Genomic DNA, 17,888 nt, shown 5'->3' with positions numbered 1-17,888 from the left:
TACTTGATATGAGGCCATTGCGCCCGCGCTGCGCATGGTAAGCTGCCGGAACATGCTCTTCTTTCGAAAACCATTCGATAAGGGCTTTTCTTTATTTATCTATATAGGCGGCTGTTGCTGCTGGTAGGTACCGCAGTAAGTATCGATGCTGTGAGACAGACATGAGGGGTGAGGTTAAGTTGGCAGGACAACTTGTTCAGTATGGTCGGCGGACGCGGAGAAGCTACGCTAGGATCAACGAGGTGCTGGAAGTCCCGAACCTGATTGAAATCCAACAAAAATCGTACGAGAAATTTTTGGATAGCGACTTAATTGAGTTGTTCCAAGATATCTCGCCGATTTCGGACTTTACGGGCAATCTATCGCTTGAGTTTATTGATTACAACTTGGGCGAACCGAAATATTCGGTGGATGAATCAAAAGAACGCGACGTGACATATGCGGCTCCATTGCGTGTAAAAGTACGTCTGTTCAATAAGGAAACGGGCGAGGTTAAGGAACAAGAAGTGTTCATGGGTGATTTCCCGCTTATGACGGAAACAGGCACGTTTATTATTAACGGCGCCGAACGCGTTATCGTCAGCCAATTGGTTCGCTCCCCAAGTGTGTATTTCAGCACGAAGGTGGATAAGAACGGGAAGAAAACATACACGGCAACAGTTATTCCAAACCGTGGAGCTTGGCTCGAGCTTGAAACCGATGCTAAGGACATCATTTACGTTCGTATCGACCGGACCCGGAAAATACCGGTAACGGTGCTTTTGCGTGCTCTCGGCTTTGGAACAGACGCGGAAATTTTGGATTTGCTCGGCCATGACGAGTATATCCGCAATACGCTGGACAAGGATAGCACGGATTCCACGGAAAAAGCGCTTATCGAGATTTATGAGCGTCTTCGTCCGGGCGAGCCGCCTACTTTGGACAACGCGAAAAGCTTGCTTGTTGCACGCTTCTTCGATCCAAAACGATATGACCTGGCCAATGTCGGCCGTTACAAAATAAACAAAAAGCTTCATATTAAAAATCGCTTGTTCAACCAGCGTCTTGCTGAAAATCTCATCGACCCGTCCACGGGCGAGATTATCGCAGAATCCGGCCAAATGATCGACCGCCGTCTGCTGGATGAAATCCTCGACAAGCTCGAGAGCGATGTAGGCTTTAAGACATACCATGTCGCTAACGGAGTGCTGGATGCAGATAGTATTCCACTACAAGCGATCAGCGTATTCTCTCCGCTTGATGAAAGCAAAGTGATTAAGGTGATTGCCAACGGCATCATCGACAAATCCGTGAAGCATGTTACGCCTGCGGATATCATTGCTTCGATCAACTATTTCATTAATTTGCTGCATGGCGTCGGCAGCACGGACGATATCGACCATTTGGGCAACCGTCGTCTGCGTTCCGTCGGCGAATTGCTGCAAAACCAGTTCCGTATCGGCTTGTCCCGTATGGAGCGTGTCGTACGCGAAAGAATGTCCATTCAGGACGCGAACGCGATTACGCCTCAAGCGTTGATCAACATCCGCCCTGTTATCGCGTCGATTAAAGAGTTTTTTGGCTCGTCACAGCTGTCCCAGTTTATGGACCAAACGAACCCTCTTGCCGAGCTTACGCACAAACGCCGTCTATCGGCACTCGGACCGGGCGGTTTGACGCGTGAGCGCGCGGGCTTTGAAGTACGTGACGTCCATCACTCTCACTATGGCCGTATGTGTCCAATCGAGACGCCGGAGGGACCGAACATCGGTTTGATCAACTCCTTGTCTACGTTTGCGCGCATTAACGAATATGGCTTCATTGAAGCTCCATATCGTTGGGTCGATCCGAAGTCGGGTGTTGTAACCGATCAGATCGCTTACCTGACGGCAGACGAAGAAGACAACTACGTCATTGCGCAAGCGAATGCTAAACTCTCAGAAGAGAGCAAGTTCGCGGAAGCGCAAACGATCGTACGTTACAATAAACAGGCTGACAACATTCTAACAATGCCGAGCGAGCGCGTTGACTACATGGACGTATCGCCTAAGCAGGTAGTGTCGGTTGCGACCGCTCTAATTCCGTTCCTGGAAAATGACGACTCCAACCGCGCCCTCATGGGATCGAACATGCAACGTCAGGCCGTTCCGCTTCTTATTCCAAAGGCGCCGCTTGTCGGCACAGGAATGGAGCATAAGGCTGCCAAAGACTCCGGCGTTTGTATCGTGTCGAAGTACGACGGCATCATCGAGCGTGCGTCTGCAAACGAGATTTGGCTGCGCCGTGTCGAGATGATCGACGGCAAGCCGGTCAGCGGAGATTTGATCAAGCACAAATTGCATAAGTTTACGCGTTCCAACCAAGGCACTTGCATCAATCAGCGTCCGCTGGTTCGCAAAGGCGATGTCATTAAAAAAGGCGACATCATGGCAGACGGACCGTCCACGGAAATGGGCGAGCTGGCTCTTGGCCGCAACGTTGTCGTAGCTTTTATGACATGGGAAGGCTACAACTACGAGGATGCGATTTTGCTCAGCGAGAAACTAGTGAAAGAGGATGTTTACACCTCTATTCATATTGAAGAATATGAGTCCGAAGCTCGTGATACGAAGCTTGGACCGGAAGAAATTACACGCGACATTCCGAACGTAGGCGAAGAAGCGCTTCGCAATCTCGACGAGCGCGGTATTATCCGCGTCGGCGCCGAAATTAGCGCAGGCGACATCCTCGTCGGCAAAGTAACGCCAAAAGGTGTAACGGAGCTTACGGCGGAAGAAAGATTGCTTCATGCGATCTTTGGCGAAAAAGCGCGTGAAGTTCGCGATACGTCGCTGCGCGTGCCGCATGGTACGGACGGTATCGTCGTAGACGTAAAAGTATTTACCCGCGAGAACGGCGACGAGTTGCCTCCTGGCGTAAACCAGTTGGTTCGTGCTTACATCGCACAAAAACGTAAAATTTCCGAAGGCGACAAGATGGCGGGACGCCACGGCAACAAAGGTGTTATCGCCCGTATCATGCCGGAAGAAGACATGCCGTTCCTGCCGGACGGAACACCTGTAGAGGTCGTTCTTAACCCGCTGGGCGTACCTTCCCGGATGAACATCGGTCAGGCGCTTGAGGTTCACCTTGGCATGGCGTGCAAACACCTGGGTCTTCATGCCGCTACTCCTGTATTCGACGGCGCTCGCGAAAACGACGTCTTTGATACGATGGAAGAAGCCGGCATGCAGCGAAATGGTAAAACGGTCCTTTACGATGGACGCACAGGCGAGAACTTCGAACGCGAAGTAACGGTCGGCGTCATGTATATGATCAAACTTGCGCACATGGTTGATGATAAAATTCACGCCCGTTCGACAGGTCCTTACTCTCTCGTTACGCAACAGCCACTCGGCGGTAAAGCCCAGTTCGGCGGACAGCGTTTCGGTGAGATGGAGGTTTGGGCGCTTGAAGCTTACGGCGCTGCCTACACGCTTCAAGAAATTCTTACGGTTAAATCCGATGACGTGGTCGGCCGCGTAAAAACGTACGAATCCATCGTCAAAGGCGAAAACGTACCGGAACCGGGTGTTCCGGAGTCGTTCAAAGTTTTGATCAAAGAGCTTCAAAGCTTGGGTATGGACGTTAAAATCCTGTCCGAGAACGAAGAAGAGATCGAAATGAAAGAAATCGACGATGACGACGAGGCGACAGGCGATAAGCTGAACCTCAATCTAGAAGGCGCAGAAGCAGGCGCCGAATAAGTGATAACAAATGGCTGAGCTTCAGTCGGGTGCCGCTTTTGCAGGGCCGCGGTTGAAGTTCAGCGTTTGATAAGACACAGTCATACATGACGAAGGAGGGTTGCTCCTTGTTGGACGTGAACAACTTCGAGTATATGAAAATTGGTCTGGCTTCGCCGGATAAAATTCGCTCGTGGTCCCGCGGAGAAGTCAAGAAGCCGGAAACCATTAACTACAGAACGCTCAAGCCTGAGAAGGAAGGTCTCTTCTGCGAGAAGATTTTTGGACCGACCAAAGATTGGGAGTGCCATTGCGGCAAATATAAGCGCGTTCGTTACAAAGGCGTAGTTTGCGATCGCTGCGGAGTTGAAGTTACTCGCGCGAAAGTACGCCGTGAGCGTATGGGTCACATCGAGCTTGCCGCTCCTGTATCCCACATCTGGTATTTCAAAGGTATTCCAAGCCGCATGGGTCTTGCGCTGGATATGTCCCCTCGCTCCTTGGAGGAGATTATCTATTTTGCATCTTATGTCGTAACGGACCCTGGCGATACGCCTCTTGAGAAGAAACAGCTTCTTTCCGAGAAGGAATACCGCAGCTACCGTGAAAAATACGGATTTGGATTCCAAGCTGGCATGGGTGCCGAAGCGGTCAAAAAGCTGCTTCAAGACATCGATGTCGAGAAGGAATTGGAGCAGCTGAAGGAAGAGCTTCGTACGGCGCAAGGTCAACGCCGCAACCGTGCGATCAAGCGTCTGGAAGTCATTGAAGCATTCCGCAATTCCGGCAACGCTCCGGAATGGATGATTCTTGATGTGCTGCCGGTTATTCCGCCGGAGCTTCGTCCGATGGTACAGCTGGACGGCGGACGTTTTGCAACATCCGACCTGAACGACCTGTATCGCCGTGTAATTAACCGGAACAACCGTTTGAAGCGTCTTCTTGACCTTGGCGCTCCGGACATTATCGTACAAAACGAGAAACGGATGCTTCAGGAAGCAGTTGATGCCCTGATCGACAACGGCCGTCGCGGCCGTCCAGTTACAGGCCCAGGCAACCGTCCGCTTAAATCTCTCAGCCACATGCTGAAAGGTAAGCAAGGCCGTTTCCGTCAAAACTTGCTCGGTAAACGTGTCGACTATTCCGGTCGTTCCGTTATCGTCGTAGGTCCAAACCTGAAGATGTTCCAATGCGGTCTTCCGAAGGAAATGGCGCTGGAACTGTTCAAGCCTTTTGTTATGAAAGAGCTTGTCAATAAAGGACTCGCCCACAACATTAAGAGCGCGAAACGCAAAGTTGAACGCGTTAGCCCTGAAGTTTGGGACGTTCTTGAAGAAGTGATCAAGGAACATCCGGTATTGCTGAACCGTGCCCCGACGCTGCATAGACTCGGTATCCAAGCATTCGAGCCTATTTTGGTAGAAGGACGCGCGATTAAGCTTCACCCGCTCGTATGTACGGCTTATAATGCCGACTTCGACGGTGACCAGATGGCCGTTCACGTTCCGTTGTCCGCTGAGGCGCAAGCCGAGGCTCGCCTGCTTATGCTGGCGTCGGGCAACATTTTGAACCCTAAAGACGGCAAACCTGTCGTTACGCCTTCCCAGGATATGGTTCTCGGAAGCTACTATTTGACGATGGACAACACGGAAGCAAAAGGAACAGGTTCTGTGTTTGCATCGATCAATGAAGCGATTTCCGCTTACCAGCGCGGCATTGTATCCTTGCATGCTCGTATCTTTATCCCTGTGAAAGTGCTGAAGAAAACAATCTTTACGGATCAGCAGCAAGCTTCGCTTTTGGTCACGACGGTTGGTAAGGTTATCTTCAACGAAATTTTCCCTGAAGATTTCCCTTACATCAACGAAGCGACAAAAATAAACCTGCTGCAAGGTACGCCTGATAAATATTTTGTCTACGAGAAAGGCGCGGATCTTCAGAAGTTTATCGACGATCTCGCAACGCCTGGCGCGGTAGGCAAAGACTACTTGGCGCTGATTATTGCGGAATGCTTCCGTCAATATCACACCACGCTTACTGCGGTTATCCTTGACCGTATCAAGCAGCTCGGCTTTACGTACTCCACAAAAGCAGGTATTACGATCGGCGTATCCGACGTTATCATTCCACCTGAAAAAGTGGAAATTATGAAAGCTTCCGACGAGAAGGTTGCTACCGTTATGAATCAATACCGTCGCGGTTTGATTACAAACGAAGAGCGTTATGACCGGATTATCGGCATCTGGAGTAAATGTAAAGACGAAATTACGGAAATCCTCATGAAATCGATGGATCGTTACAACAACATCATGCTCATGGTGGACTCCAAAGCACGGGGTAACAAATCGCAGATTACGCAGCTTGGCGGAATGCGCGGTCTGATGGCGAATCCATCCGGCCGTATCATCGAGTTGCCGATCAAATCGAACTTCCGTGAAGGCCTGACGGTCCTCGAGTACTTTATCTCGACGCACGGTGCGCGTAAAGGTCTTGCCGATACAGCACTTCGTACAGCTGACTCCGGCTACTTGACTCGTCGTCTGGTAGACGTAGCTCAGGACGTAATCGTCCGCGAAGACGATTGCGGCACAGATAAAGGCTTCTCCGTCAGCAAGATCCAAGACGGTAAAGAGGTTATCGAGGATCTGTACGATCGTATCGAAGGTCGTTATGCGTTCGAAACGGTTCGCAATCCTCAAACCGGCGAAGTTATCGTGAACCGCAGCGAGCTAATCGATGCGGGCAAAGCGGACGCTATCGTAGCGGCTGGCGTAGAGCGCCTGCAAATCCGTTCCGTACTGAGCTGCCGCGCGCGTCATGGCGTGTGCAAAATCTGTTACGGACGCAACCTGGCGACTGGCAAGCACGTTGAGATTGGCGAAGCGGTTGGCATTATCGCGGCGCAATCGATCGGCGAGCCGGGAACACAGCTCACGATGCGTACGTTCCATACCGGCGGCGTTGCCGGAGACGATATTACGCAAGGTCTTCCGCGTATTCAGGAGCTTTTCGAAGCCCGGAATCCGAAGGGCCAAGCGATCATCTCCGAACTCGACGGCGTGATCAAAGAAATTCGCGAAGCGAAAGACCGTCGCGAAATCGAAGTTCAAGGCGAAGCCGAGTCCAAAGTATATGCAGTTACTTACGGCTCGCGTATCCGCGTAGCTCAAGGCCAGCAAATTGAGGCGGGCGACGAGTTGACGGACGGTTCTATCGATCCGAAGGATATGCTTCGCATCAAAGGCATCCGCGGCGTGCAGAACTATATCCTTCAGGAAGTTCAGCGCGTATACCGTAACCAAGGCGTTGAAATCAACGATAAGCACGTTGAGGTTATGATCAAGCAGATGCTTCGCAAAATCCGCATTGTCGATGCTGGTGACACGACGCTGCTGCCGGGCGCATTCGTAGACATTCATGAATACGAAGCAGCCAACAGCGAAGCGATCTTCTCTGGCAAAGAACCTGCGGTTGCGAAACCGGTATTGCTCGGTATTACAAAAGCTTCCCTTGAAACGGATTCGTTCTTGTCCGCAGCTTCCTTCCAGGAGACGACTCGTGTCTTGACGGATGCAGCGATCAAAGGCAAGGTCGACCAACTTCTCGGTCTGAAAGAGAATGTTATTATCGGTAAGCTGATCCCGGCTGGTACGGGTATGCAGCGCTACCGCAACATTCGCTTTGCAGGCATGGAAGAAGCAGCAGCTGAAACGGCTGAGCCGACTGAAGCTTCTGAAGCGGTTGTAGTAGAATAAAGCCCTGTTAAAGCGGCTAGCTATACAACGAAAGGCTCTACCTCACATTTGTGAGGTAGAGCCTTTTTTGATTGATGGAATGCCGGAAGCGGCTGGTTACGACCGGAGTCGAGGCTTTATATAGACTGTAGTCCAGAGGAAGATGAGACCCTTTATGTTAAAATTAGGATGTTTCTAATACAAAAAGAAGGGATGGGAGTGTGTGAAAAGAGGAGAAACCATACGTAAAAAAACATCGAAATGGGCGATGGCCGCACTGGCCGTCACTGTAGCTTGCTCCGTTGCGCTTACCCCTCATGGGACGGCAAAAGCGGCAGCGTCTACCGGGCCGAAGGATGCGAAAGAGGTGGAGGCTTTTGCCGACGCATTTTTTCAAAACCCTGAAATAAAAGACCATATGGCCGGAGGTGCCTTTGTTGTAGTAGCAGACAATAAAGTGCTTCTTAACAAGGGCTATGGTTACGCCGATGTAAAAAGCAAAAAGCCGGTCGTCCCAGACACAACCGTATTTCGAATGGCTTCCGTTGGAAAAGTTTTTACGGCCGCAGCTGTTATGCAGTTAGTGGAAGAGGGAAAAGTTAATTTAGATGAGGATATCCATACTTATTTGGGCGGGGTTAAAATCCCGAATCAGACAGGCGGCAAGCTGACGATGCGCCATCTGCTTAGCCATACATCAGGATTCAATTATACAGACGTAGAGCAAGGCGTAACAAGCGCTCCATCCGACTATACGCTGGGGCAGTACGTTACTGATAATACGCCTACCGTTGTACGCAAGCCGGGGGAGGCTTATCGGTACGACAATATGGCTTATGCCATTGCAGGCTATGTCGTGGAGAAAGTGAGCGGCAAACCTTTTGAGCAATTTGTGAAGGAACGAATTTTTGGACCCCTGCAAATGAAGGGAAGCAGCATTGAGCTAACCGATTCCGCTGCCAAAAACTTGGCCACCAGCTACAAATATAATGACGAGCCTTATGAGCTGTACTACGAATCTCCGCCGGTCAGACCGGAGGGCAGCATGGTGGCGACCAGCTCCGATATCTCTAATTTTATGCTGGCCTACTTAAACGGGGGCAAGCTCGGCGACAGCCAAATTTTGAAGCCGGAAACCGTAAAGGAAATGAGTAAAACGCAAGTGGCGATCAACCCGGTCATTCCTAACTCCACACTCGGCCTAGAAATGGCGGATTACGAAAGCTTCAACGGCCAAAACTTTATTCAAAAGGGCGGGGACGTTCCCGGCTTCCATTCTATGATGTGGTTGCTTCCCGATCAGAAGGTCGGCGCTTTTTTTATCACAAATGACGATGGGGTTGAAGTAAGAGGCAAGCTGGTCAAAGCGTTTATGGATCATTACTATCCTCACAAAGAAGAACCGCGCAAGGTTGTTCCGATGACCAAGCAGCAGTTGTTGCCGTATGAAGGAGTATACAATTACCTTCGCATTCCATTGTACAGATTCACAGTGGAAGCCAAGGACGGCTACTTGTCCGTAAAGGCGCCTTCGGCTCTTGCAGGGCCGGAACCCGTCAAGTTGTTCCCGGTGGGAGACGGACTGTTCCAAGATGAGCAAGGCAGGCTCGGCGCATTTAAGCAAAATGAAGCGGGCCAAGTGGAATACCTTCACTATTTGATGCCTTATTCATGGACGGGGAAAGTGCTGAACAAGCCAACCTATCGTGATGTTCCAAACAATCATCCATATGCGACAGCCATCCAAGAATTATTTTATCTCGGAGCGGATTTAAACCCTAAGGCGGATAAGTTTCAGCCGGATGCCGTTACAACCCGGGCTGAATTTGCAGCCCAAATTACGAAAGCTTTTTCGCTTAAACCATCTGTGCGTTCAGCCGTCTTTAAAGATGTGAAAGGCCATCGTTACGCGGGAGAAGTTCAAACGCTTTTTGATTTAGGCGTCATTCAAGGCAATTCAAAAGACAAATTTCATCCCGATCGTCCTATCAAAAGGGAAGAAGCAGCCGTTCTCATTCATCGTATAATGGTACTTAACCAGTTTCCCGCTGCGGATGCGGACTTAACCGGAAAAACATCGCCTTGGGCGGTGGAAGCGGTAAAAAATGTCGTCGGGTATACATTTTATGGTCCCGATGTTATCCAAAATGAAAAAGGTGTCGATTACCGTTCGAAAGATACGTTATTGCGAAAAGAAGCGGCATTGCTGCTCACAAAATTTACTAATAGTCTAATGTAATTTTATAAACAGATAGAGGTATGCCTTCTCTCTAGAAGCAATATAGAGAGGGGCATGCTTTTTTATATTAAATTTTAGAAAAGGATCAACCAATGGAGCGGTATTGGTGTTTAATAATAGAGAGAACAATCGTTGGCTTTCGTGAATGCGGCCGACGAGCCCGAAACGGAGATGGCGGCCATGATCCAAGGGAATGAAATTGACGAAGTGCTTGATTTTATTAGAAGCAGCATGGGAATTCCGAATGGGGACGAACCGTTTGAGAAAGAGCTGGCAGGGATACGGATCGAGCTTGAGAGACTTCAAAAGATGAATGTGCTGCTGTCTATAAGTCGGGATGAGGAGTGGAAACAGCTAGAGCCAGGGGAGCCGGTTGACGCTGTAGAAGAGAGCCGAGTTTAGGGCCGATTAGGCGTTAATGCGCAGAAAGGCTTTGATATATGAGAGGACGCTATATTTCACGCTTGACATGCGCCTACGCAAAATGATAATATATCGAAGTGTGCCTGACGACTAGGCTTTAGAAATTGTCATGTTCAATTATGAACCGCCTGGGTCTGTGGGCTTAAATACGGGGTAAAATGTCTACCATCATAAAGACATGAATTAAGGAAGGGGGTGGCAACATGCCAACTATTAACCAGCTCGTTCGCAAAGGCCGTCAAGCGAAAGTCGTTAAATCGAAATCGCCAGCCTTGCAAAAAGGTTTCAACGCTCTGAAACGTGAAGCAACTGACATCAGCGCTCCTCAAAAACGCGGTGTGTGCACTCGTGTAGGTACTATGACTCCTAAGAAACCGAACTCCGCGCTTCGTAAATATGCGCGTGTACGTTTGACTAACCGTGTTGAGGTTACTGCGTACATTCCAGGTATCGGTCATAACCTTCAAGAGCACAGCGTCGTTTTGATCCGCGGCGGTCGTGTAAAAGACCTTCCAGGTGTTCGTTACCATATCGTTCGTGGCGCATTGGATACTGCGGGTGTTAACAACCGTAACCAATCCCGTTCGAAATACGGTACGAAGCGTCCTAAAGTTAAGAAGTAAGATAGGGGCTCGAACGAGCCGCTTGCAAACTAGATTAAGCCACTATTAGAAGAAAGGGGGACTTTCTCATGCCACGCAAAGGTCCTGTAACAAAACGCGATGTGCTTCCAGATCCGGTTTATAATAGCAAACTGGTTACTCGTCTGATCAACCGTATTATGGTTGACGGAAAAAGAGGCGTTGCACAAACTCTGTTGTATGATGCTTTCAAACTGATTCAAGAGCGCTCGGGAAATGATCCGATGGAAGTGTTCGAAGCAGCTATGAAAAACATCATGCCAGTTCTTGAGGTTAAAGCTCGCCGTGTAGGCGGCGCTAACTACCAAGTACCAATCGAGGTTAAGCCTGAGCGCCGTACGGCTCTTGCTCTTCGTTGGCTCGTTAACTACTCGCGTAACCGCGGGGAGAAAACAATGGTAGAGCGTCTGGCTGCCGAAATCTTGGATGCATCCAACAACACTGGCGCATCTGTTAAGAAACGTGAAGACACGCACAAAATGGCTGACGCTAACAGAGCGTTTGCTCACTACCGTTGGTAGTATAACCATAAACGAGAGGAGACAATTTCATGTCAAGAGAGTTCTCCTTGAACAATACGCGTAACATCGGGATTATGGCGCATATTGACGCTGGTAAAACCACGACAACTGAACGGATCTTGTTCTTCACAGGCCGTACCCACAAAATCGGCGAGGTGCACGAAGGTGCAGCGACGATGGACTGGATGGAGCAAGAACAAGAGCGCGGTATCACGATTACGTCTGCCGCTACAACCGCTCAATGGAAGGGTAACCGCATTAATATCATCGACACCCCGGGACACGTTGACTTCACAGTTGAAGTTGAACGTTCCCTACGCGTACTGGACGGGGCTGTTGGGGTTTTCAGCGCGAAGGAAGGCGTAGAGCCACAGTCTGAGACTGTATGGCGTCAAGCTGACCGTTACGGCGTTCCACGGATCGCTTACGTTAACAAAATGGATATTATCGGTGCAGACTACCTGAATGTCGTTAAAGACATGCGCGAGCGTCTGCAAGCGAACGCAGTTGCGATCCAGCTCCCTATGGGCGCTGAGTCCGACTTCATCGGCGTTATCGATATCATCGAGCGCGTGGCTTACACGTACAAAGATGATCTCGGCAAAGAGCCAATCGCTGGCGAAATTCCTGATCAATATAAAGACCAAGTAGAAGAGCTTCGCCTTGAGCTGGTAGAGAAAGTTGCCGAGCTTGACGAAGAACTGATGATGAAGTATCTGGAAGGCGAAGAAATTACGATTCCTGAGCTTAAAGCAGTTCTACGCAAAGGCGTTTGCGAAGTTAAAATCTTCCCGGTTGTTGCCGGTTCTTCTTACCGTAACAAAGGCGTTCAGCTGGTTCTGGATGCGGTTGTTGACTTCCTGCCTTCCCCTGTTGACGTACCAGCTATCAAAGGTACGCTTGAAGACGGAGAAGAAGCAGTACGTCCATCTTCCGACACTGAGCCGTTCGCGGCTCTAGCATTCAAAATCATGACTGACCCTTATGTAGGACGTCTGACGTTCTTCCGTGTATACTCCGGTATCCTGAAGTCCGGTTCGTACGTTCTTAACGCAACTAAGGGCAAACGTGAGCGTATCGGCCGTATCCTACAGATGCATGCTAACAGCCGTCAAGAAATTTCCGAAGTTTACTCCGGTGATATCGCGGCTGCAGTTGGTCTGAAAGATACGACTACAGGCGACACGCTGTGCGACGAGAAGTTCCCAATCGTTCTTGAATCGATGAACTTCCCTGAGCCGGTTATCCAAATCGCGATCGAGCCTAAGACGAAAGCAGACCAAGACAAACTTGGCGTTGCGATCTCCAAGCTTGCCGAAGAGGATCCAACTTTCCGCGCTTACACGGATGAAGAAACGAACCAAACGATCATCGCAGGTATGGGTGAGCTTCACCTTGAAATTCTCGTTGACCGTATGTTCCGTGAATTCAAAGTTGAAACGAACGTAGGTAAACCTCAGGTTGCTTACCGTGAAACTTTCCGTCAAGCAGCTAAAGTTGAAGGTAAATTCGTTCGTCAATCCGGCGGTAAAGGCCAGTTCGGTCATTGTTGGGTTGAATTCGAACCACAAGAAGCTGGCGCAGGTTTCACCTTCGAAAGCAAAGTTGTCGGTGGTGCGATTCCGCGTGAATTTATTTCTCCAATCCAAGCTGGTATCGAAGAGTCCATGAAAAACGGCGTTATCGCCGGCTTCCCACTCGTTGATATCAAAGCAACCGTAGTCGATGGTTCTTACCATGACGTTGACTCCTCGGAGATGGCGTTTAAGATTGCTGGTTCCTTGGCTCTTAAAGCAGCAAAAGAAAAATGTAAGCCAGTTCTTCTTGAGCCAATCATGAAAGTTGAAGTTACGGTTCCTGAAGAGTACATGGGCGACGTTATGGGTATGTTGAACTCCCGTCGTGGTCGTATCGAAGGTATGGATTCCCGCGCAGGCGCGCAAATTATCCGTGCTAAGGTACCTCTCTCCGAGATGTTCGGTTACTCCACAACTCTTCGTTCCGGTACACAAGGCCGCGGAGTATTCTCGATGGAGCTTTCTCACTACGAAGAAGTTCCTAAGTCGATCTCCGAAGAAATTATCGCTAAGCACAAAGGCGAATAATTCATTTTCATTTGCAACAAAAGTTTGTACTTGGCCGTCATCAGTTGTGCTCGCACTTGCGGTGCCGGCCTAAACATAAAATTAATTGATATTGAGGAGGATTCAGTTCAATGGCTAAGCAAAAATTTGAACGTAATAAACCGCATGTTAACATCGGTACAATCGGTCACGTTGACCATGGCAAAACTACTCTTACAGCTGCTATCACAACTGTACTTTCCAAAAAATACGGCGGTGTAGCTACAGCATTTGACCAAATCGACAAAGCTCCAGAAGAGCGCGAGCGCGGTATCACGATCTCGACAGCTCACGTTGAGTATGAGACGCCTAACCGTCACTACGCTCACGTTGACTGCCCAGGTCACGCCGACTACGTTAAAAACATGATCACTGGTGCTGCACAAATGGACGGAGCTATCTTGGTAGTATCCGCTACTGACGGCCCAATGCCACAAACTCGTGAGCACATCTTGCTGTCCAAGCAAGTTGGCGTTCCTTACATCGTTGTATTCCTGAACAAATGCGACATGGTTGAAGACGAAGAGCTTCTTGAGCTAGTTGAAATGGAAGTTCGCGACCTTCTTTCCGAGTATGAGTTCCCAGGCGATGACACTCCAATCATCCGTGGTTCCGCTCGTGAAGCTTTGCAAAACCCAGAAGGAGACTGGGCTGGTAAAATTATCGAATTGTTCGACCAAATCGATACTTTCATCCCAACTCCAGAGCGCGACACAGCTAAGCCTTTCCTTATGCCTGTCGAGGACGTATTCACAATCACTGGCCGTGGTACAGTTGCTACAGGTCGCGTAGAGCGTGGCGTTATCAAAGTAGGCGACGAGATCGAAATTATCGGTCTTGCTGAAGAGTCCCGCAAATCCGTAGTAACAGGCGTAGAAATGTTCCGCAAATTGCTTGACTCCGCTCAAGCTGGCGACAACGTTGGCGCATTGCTTCGTGGTGTTGACCGCAGCAACATCGAGCGTGGTCAAGTTTTGGCTAAACCGGGTTCCGTTAAGCCACACACGAACTTTACAGCTCAAATCTACGTTCTGACTAAAGAAGAGGGTGGCCGTCACAAGCCTTTCTTCACTGGCTACCGTCCACAATTCTATTTCCGTACAACTGACGTAACAGGTATCATCAACCTGCCTGAAGGTACTGAAATGGTTATGCCTGGCGACAACATCACAGTTACTGTTGAACTGATCGCTCCAATCGCAGTTGAAGAAGGAACTCGCTTCTCCATCCGTGAAGGCGGCCGTACAGTAGGCGCTGGCGCTGTTGCAACTATCCAAAAATAATGCCATGCGGCTTTGAGCCGCATAGCGTGCAAAACCCTCACTTCGGTGAGGGTTTTTTGCATTCTTTTGCAAGGAATAGGCTTAACGGAATTTAACAAATAAATATGCATTGACTGTATGCCGCATGTCCAATTAAGATAAAAGCTAAAGATGAAAAAGTTATTCTGTTGCTTTTTTGCGACGTGAATCTGTCATGTCTTTTTGCTTTAATGACCAAAAGCGATAAAGCTTCGACGTGACACGGGTTTACAGGGGCAAAAGAACGGTTAACAAAAGATGAGAGGGGTTATTGATATGAAAAAGAAGTTTTGGCTTGGTCTGGCGTTAGCTTCCTTAATGGTTGTAACGGCGGCTTGCGGCGGCAATAGCGGCAAAACGGAGCCGTCGAGCAGCAGTCAGCCGACAGCCGGCGGAGATGTTCCAGAGGGCAAAACGTATACGATCGGTATTTCGCAAATTGTAGAGCATCCGTCTCTGGATGCGACACGCCAAGGCTTTTTGGCCGCGTTGAAAGATGCCGGCTTCGAAGAAGGAAAAAACTTAAAGATCGATTACAACAATGCGCAAGGCGATCCAAACAACTTTAAAGCCATCGCCGAAAAAATCGCATCGGACAAGCCTGACTTGGCTTTTGGCATCGCCACTCCAAATACACAGGTGCTTGTAGATGAAATTAAAGACTTCCCTGTATTGTTTGCAGCGGTAACGGACCCTGTCGATGCTAAGATTGTACCGAAGTTGGAGGCGCCTGGCGGCAACGTAACAGGAGCTTCGGATACGAATCCGGATGCGATTGTACAAACGATGGACTTTATTGCAAAAGAGTTCCCTAACGTCAAAAATGTCGGCATGGTTATCGACGAGTCTCAAGATAATGCCGTCATCATGAGCAAAGTCGCCGAAGAAGCACTTGCCAAACATAATATCAAATTGGTGAAAGCTCCTGTTGCCAACAACTCGGATATTCAACAAGCAGCTGAATCGCTTATTGGCCGGGTAGAAGCGATTTATATCACTCTGGACAATACAGTAGTTGAAGGTGTTGAAGCGGTCATTGATGTTGCCAATGAAAACGATATTCCGTTTTTCTCCGCTGACCGCGATACGGTGGAAAAAGGGGCATTCGCTACAGTCGGCTTTAGATACTACGACCATGGTTATGAAGCTGGGCAAATGGCCGTTGAAATTTTGAAAGGGAAAAACCCTGGAGAAATGAATGTCACAAAGCCGCAAAAGCTGGACTTCATTCTTAACCTAAAAGCTGCAGCAGAACAAGGCATTACCGTAACGGACGCTATGAAAGCTTATGTAAAGGATCCAGCAAACAATATTATTCAATAAAAGAAAGATGTACGAATACAATTGGGGTGATCGGGCATCCGATTCACCCCTTTACTATGAGAAAGGGAGGCGATTCATTTGCTGGAATCGATGATTGGAGCTGTTGAAAGCGGATTGTTGTATGCACTCATGGCTCTTGGCGTATACATCACCTTTCGCATACTGGATTTCCCCGATTTGACGGTTGACGGAAGTTTTACGACGGGAGCGGCTATCGGCACAATGATGACCATTAACGGGAGTCCACCGTGGCTCGCTGTTGTTTATGCTTTTATTGGGGGCGGCCTTGCGGGGATGTGTACCGGCTTGCTTCATACGAAAGGGAAAATTAATGGATTGTTGTCCGGCATTATTATGATGATTGCTCTGTATTCCATCAATTTGCGCATTATGGGCAAACCATCCGTATCTTTAAGAAATGAACCAAACTTATTTGAAAATGTTTCTGAACTGGCTGTCGGCATTGGTTTAGTTGTTTTTGTTTCAGTTTTGCTGGTGTTGTTTTTCAAAACAAATCTAGGGTTAAGCTTGCGAGCGACTGGAGACAATAGCCGGATGATTCGCAGCTTTGGAGCTAATACCGATACAACGACCATTATGGGCGTAGCGCTTTCGAACGCGTTGGTTGCTTGCTCCGGTGCTTTAATCGCATTTTCGAACAATGCAGCCAACAATAACATGGGGATAGGCATGATTGTGGTGGGGCTGGCATCCGTTATTATCGGCGAAGCCGTTGTGGGCTCCAAAACGATATTAAGAGCCGTTATAGCCGTTGTTTTTGGCGTTATTATATATAGAGTCATTTATGCGCTTGCACTGCGCGTGCCTGGGCTTGATTCGCAAGATATGAAGTTGATTACGGCGATTATCATTATTTGCGCTTTGGTCATCCCGACGATTCGTAGAACATGGGCACAAAAAGCAATGGCCAAAAAGAGAACCCAAGAAGTTATGGCTTCCCTTCAAGCGAACGGAGGTGAGCGGTAATGTTGAAGATTGAAGATGTTTCGAAGCTGTTCAACCCCGGAACCGTCGATGAAAAAATCGCTTTGTTGAATGCAAATCTTCAAATGAAGGAAGGCGACTTTGTTACGGTTATCGGAAGCAACGGGGCGGGCAAATCGACTTTAATGAATATTATTTCCGGAGTTCTAAAACCCGATGCTGGCAAAATTCACATTGACGGAAACGATGTCGGTCAGCTTTCCGATTACAAACGGAGCCAATGGATCGGACGGGTGTTTCAAGATCCGATGGCCGGCACTGCGCCGCGCATGACGATTGAAGAAAACTTGGCTATCGCCTATAAGCGTGGGAAAAGCCGCGGATTTTCTTTAGGTGTAACCGTTAAAACGCGCAAAGTATTTCGTGAAGAGCTGTCACGGCTTGGCATCGGTCTTGAAAATCGGATGGGAGCAAAAGTTGGCCTTCTGTCCGGCGGAGAGCGGCAAGCGCTAAGCTTGCTGATGGCGACATTTACGCGTCCGCAAATTTTGCTGCTGGATGAGCATACGGCGGCGCTCGACCCGGCTCGTGCGGAGCTGGTCACGACGCTGACGGAAAATATCGTTCGGGAGCTGAATTTGACTACGTTAATGGTTACCCATAACATGGAGCAGGCGATTCGTCTCGGCAACCGTCTCATTATGATGGATAAAGGGAAGATCATTCTTCAAGTGAACGAAAACCGCAAAAAGGATTTAACGGTTGAGCGCTTGCTTGGCGAGTTCGAGCAGATTAGCGGCAAGAAGATGGCTGATGACCGGGTAGTGCTAGGCTAGACAGTCGCGGGGCTGCGTGCTTGGTTAAAATGAAGGGATGACAATGCGGGGCTGCGCGCTTGCGAGAAGGTATGGCCTTCGGCCGCTGTTAAACATCG

General features: G+C 49.1%; 11 protein-coding genes. All 11 read left to right on the top strand.

Going from position 1 to position 17,888, the window contains the following annotated elements; genetic code table 11:
- Positions 1 to 161: 161 nt before the first annotated feature.
- The 11 genes from rpoB to ACFQZE_RS22870 all read left to right on the top strand — a co-directional run bounded on the left by rpoB (position 162) and on the right by ACFQZE_RS22870 (position 17,790).
- On the top strand, positions 162 to 3,725 hold the full coding sequence (gene rpoB / locus ACFQZE_RS22920) for a DNA-directed RNA polymerase subunit beta (RefSeq protein ID WP_379361495.1): 3,564 nt from the start codon (positions 162 to 164) through the stop codon (positions 3,723 to 3,725).
- 107 nt (positions 3,726 to 3,832) lie between these two features.
- Positions 3,833 to 7,459: a DNA-directed RNA polymerase subunit beta' gene (rpoC, locus tag ACFQZE_RS22915; RefSeq protein ID WP_379361493.1), complete on the top strand. Its 3,627-nt coding sequence runs from the start codon at positions 3,833 to 3,835 to the stop codon at positions 7,457 to 7,459.
- Between the two features lie 202 nt (positions 7,460 to 7,661).
- Positions 7,662 to 9,677: a serine hydrolase domain-containing protein gene (locus ACFQZE_RS22910; protein ID WP_379361491.1), complete on the top strand. Its 2,016-nt coding sequence runs from the start codon at positions 7,662 to 7,664 to the stop codon at positions 9,675 to 9,677.
- A gap of 132 nt (positions 9,678 to 9,809) precedes the next feature.
- Entirely contained in the window at positions 9,810 to 10,079 is a 270-nt protein-coding gene (locus tag ACFQZE_RS22905) for a hypothetical protein (RefSeq protein ID WP_379361489.1), read from the top strand.
- 224 nt (positions 10,080 to 10,303) lie between these two features.
- The gene (gene rpsL, locus ACFQZE_RS22900) at positions 10,304 to 10,723 is read left to right on the top strand and encodes a 30S ribosomal protein S12 (RefSeq protein ID WP_120114499.1); all 420 of its coding nucleotides are present in this window, start codon (positions 10,304 to 10,306) and stop codon (positions 10,721 to 10,723) included.
- 68 nt (positions 10,724 to 10,791) lie between these two features.
- Positions 10,792 to 11,262, top strand: coding sequence for a 30S ribosomal protein S7 (rpsG, locus tag ACFQZE_RS22895; RefSeq protein WP_379361486.1), 471 nt, complete (start codon positions 10,792 to 10,794; stop codon positions 11,260 to 11,262).
- A gap of 29 nt (positions 11,263 to 11,291) precedes the next feature.
- Positions 11,292 to 13,367: an elongation factor G gene (fusA, locus tag ACFQZE_RS22890; protein ID WP_379361484.1), complete on the top strand. Its 2,076-nt coding sequence runs from the start codon at positions 11,292 to 11,294 to the stop codon at positions 13,365 to 13,367.
- A 110-nt stretch (positions 13,368 to 13,477) separates the two neighbouring features.
- Positions 13,478 to 14,668 (top strand): elongation factor Tu, encoded by a 1,191-nt coding sequence (gene tuf / locus ACFQZE_RS22885; RefSeq protein ID WP_379361482.1) that lies wholly within the window; start codon positions 13,478 to 13,480, stop codon positions 14,666 to 14,668.
- A 294-nt stretch (positions 14,669 to 14,962) separates the two neighbouring features.
- Positions 14,963 to 16,009: an ABC transporter substrate-binding protein gene (locus tag ACFQZE_RS22880; protein WP_379361480.1), complete on the top strand. Its 1,047-nt coding sequence runs from the start codon at positions 14,963 to 14,965 to the stop codon at positions 16,007 to 16,009.
- A 78-nt stretch (positions 16,010 to 16,087) separates the two neighbouring features.
- Complete coding sequence (locus ACFQZE_RS22875; protein WP_379361478.1) at positions 16,088 to 16,996, top strand: ABC transporter permease; 909 nt, start codon at positions 16,088 to 16,090, stop codon at positions 16,994 to 16,996.
- Positions 16,996 to 17,790, top strand: coding sequence for an ABC transporter ATP-binding protein (locus ACFQZE_RS22870; RefSeq protein ID WP_379361476.1), 795 nt, complete (start codon positions 16,996 to 16,998; stop codon positions 17,788 to 17,790). Before ACFQZE_RS22875 ends, ACFQZE_RS22870 begins: the two co-directional genes overlap by 1 nt.
- The last annotated feature ends 98 nt before the right edge of the window (positions 17,791 to 17,888 follow it).

Source organism: Paenibacillus sp. GCM10027627 (assembly GCF_042675505.1).
In the GTDB taxonomy this organism is placed as follows: domain Bacteria; phylum Bacillota; class Bacilli; order Paenibacillales; family Paenibacillaceae; genus Pristimantibacillus.
The sequence above is the reverse complement of the archived record's forward strand: the minus strand, read 5'-3'. Positions and strand labels throughout refer to the sequence as shown.

Bases quoted from the DNA above. Each gene is read 5' to 3' on its own strand.
- rpsL (WP_120114499.1), top strand. From the start codon at position 10,304: ATGCCAACTATTAACCAGCTCGTTCGCAAAGGCCGTCAAGCGAAAGTC.
- ACFQZE_RS22870 (WP_379361476.1), top strand. From the start codon at position 16,996: ATGTTGAAGATTGAAGATGTTTCGAAGCTGTTCAACCCCGGAACCGTC.
- rpsG (WP_379361486.1), top strand. From the start codon at position 10,792: ATGCCACGCAAAGGTCCTGTAACAAAACGCGATGTGCTTCCAGATCCG.
- rpoB (WP_379361495.1), top strand. From the start codon at position 162: ATGAGGGGTGAGGTTAAGTTGGCAGGACAACTTGTTCAGTATGGTCGG.
- ACFQZE_RS22880 (WP_379361480.1), top strand. From the start codon at position 14,963: ATGAAAAAGAAGTTTTGGCTTGGTCTGGCGTTAGCTTCCTTAATGGTT.
- fusA (WP_379361484.1), top strand. From the start codon at position 11,292: ATGTCAAGAGAGTTCTCCTTGAACAATACGCGTAACATCGGGATTATG.
- tuf (WP_379361482.1), top strand. From the start codon at position 13,478: ATGGCTAAGCAAAAATTTGAACGTAATAAACCGCATGTTAACATCGGT.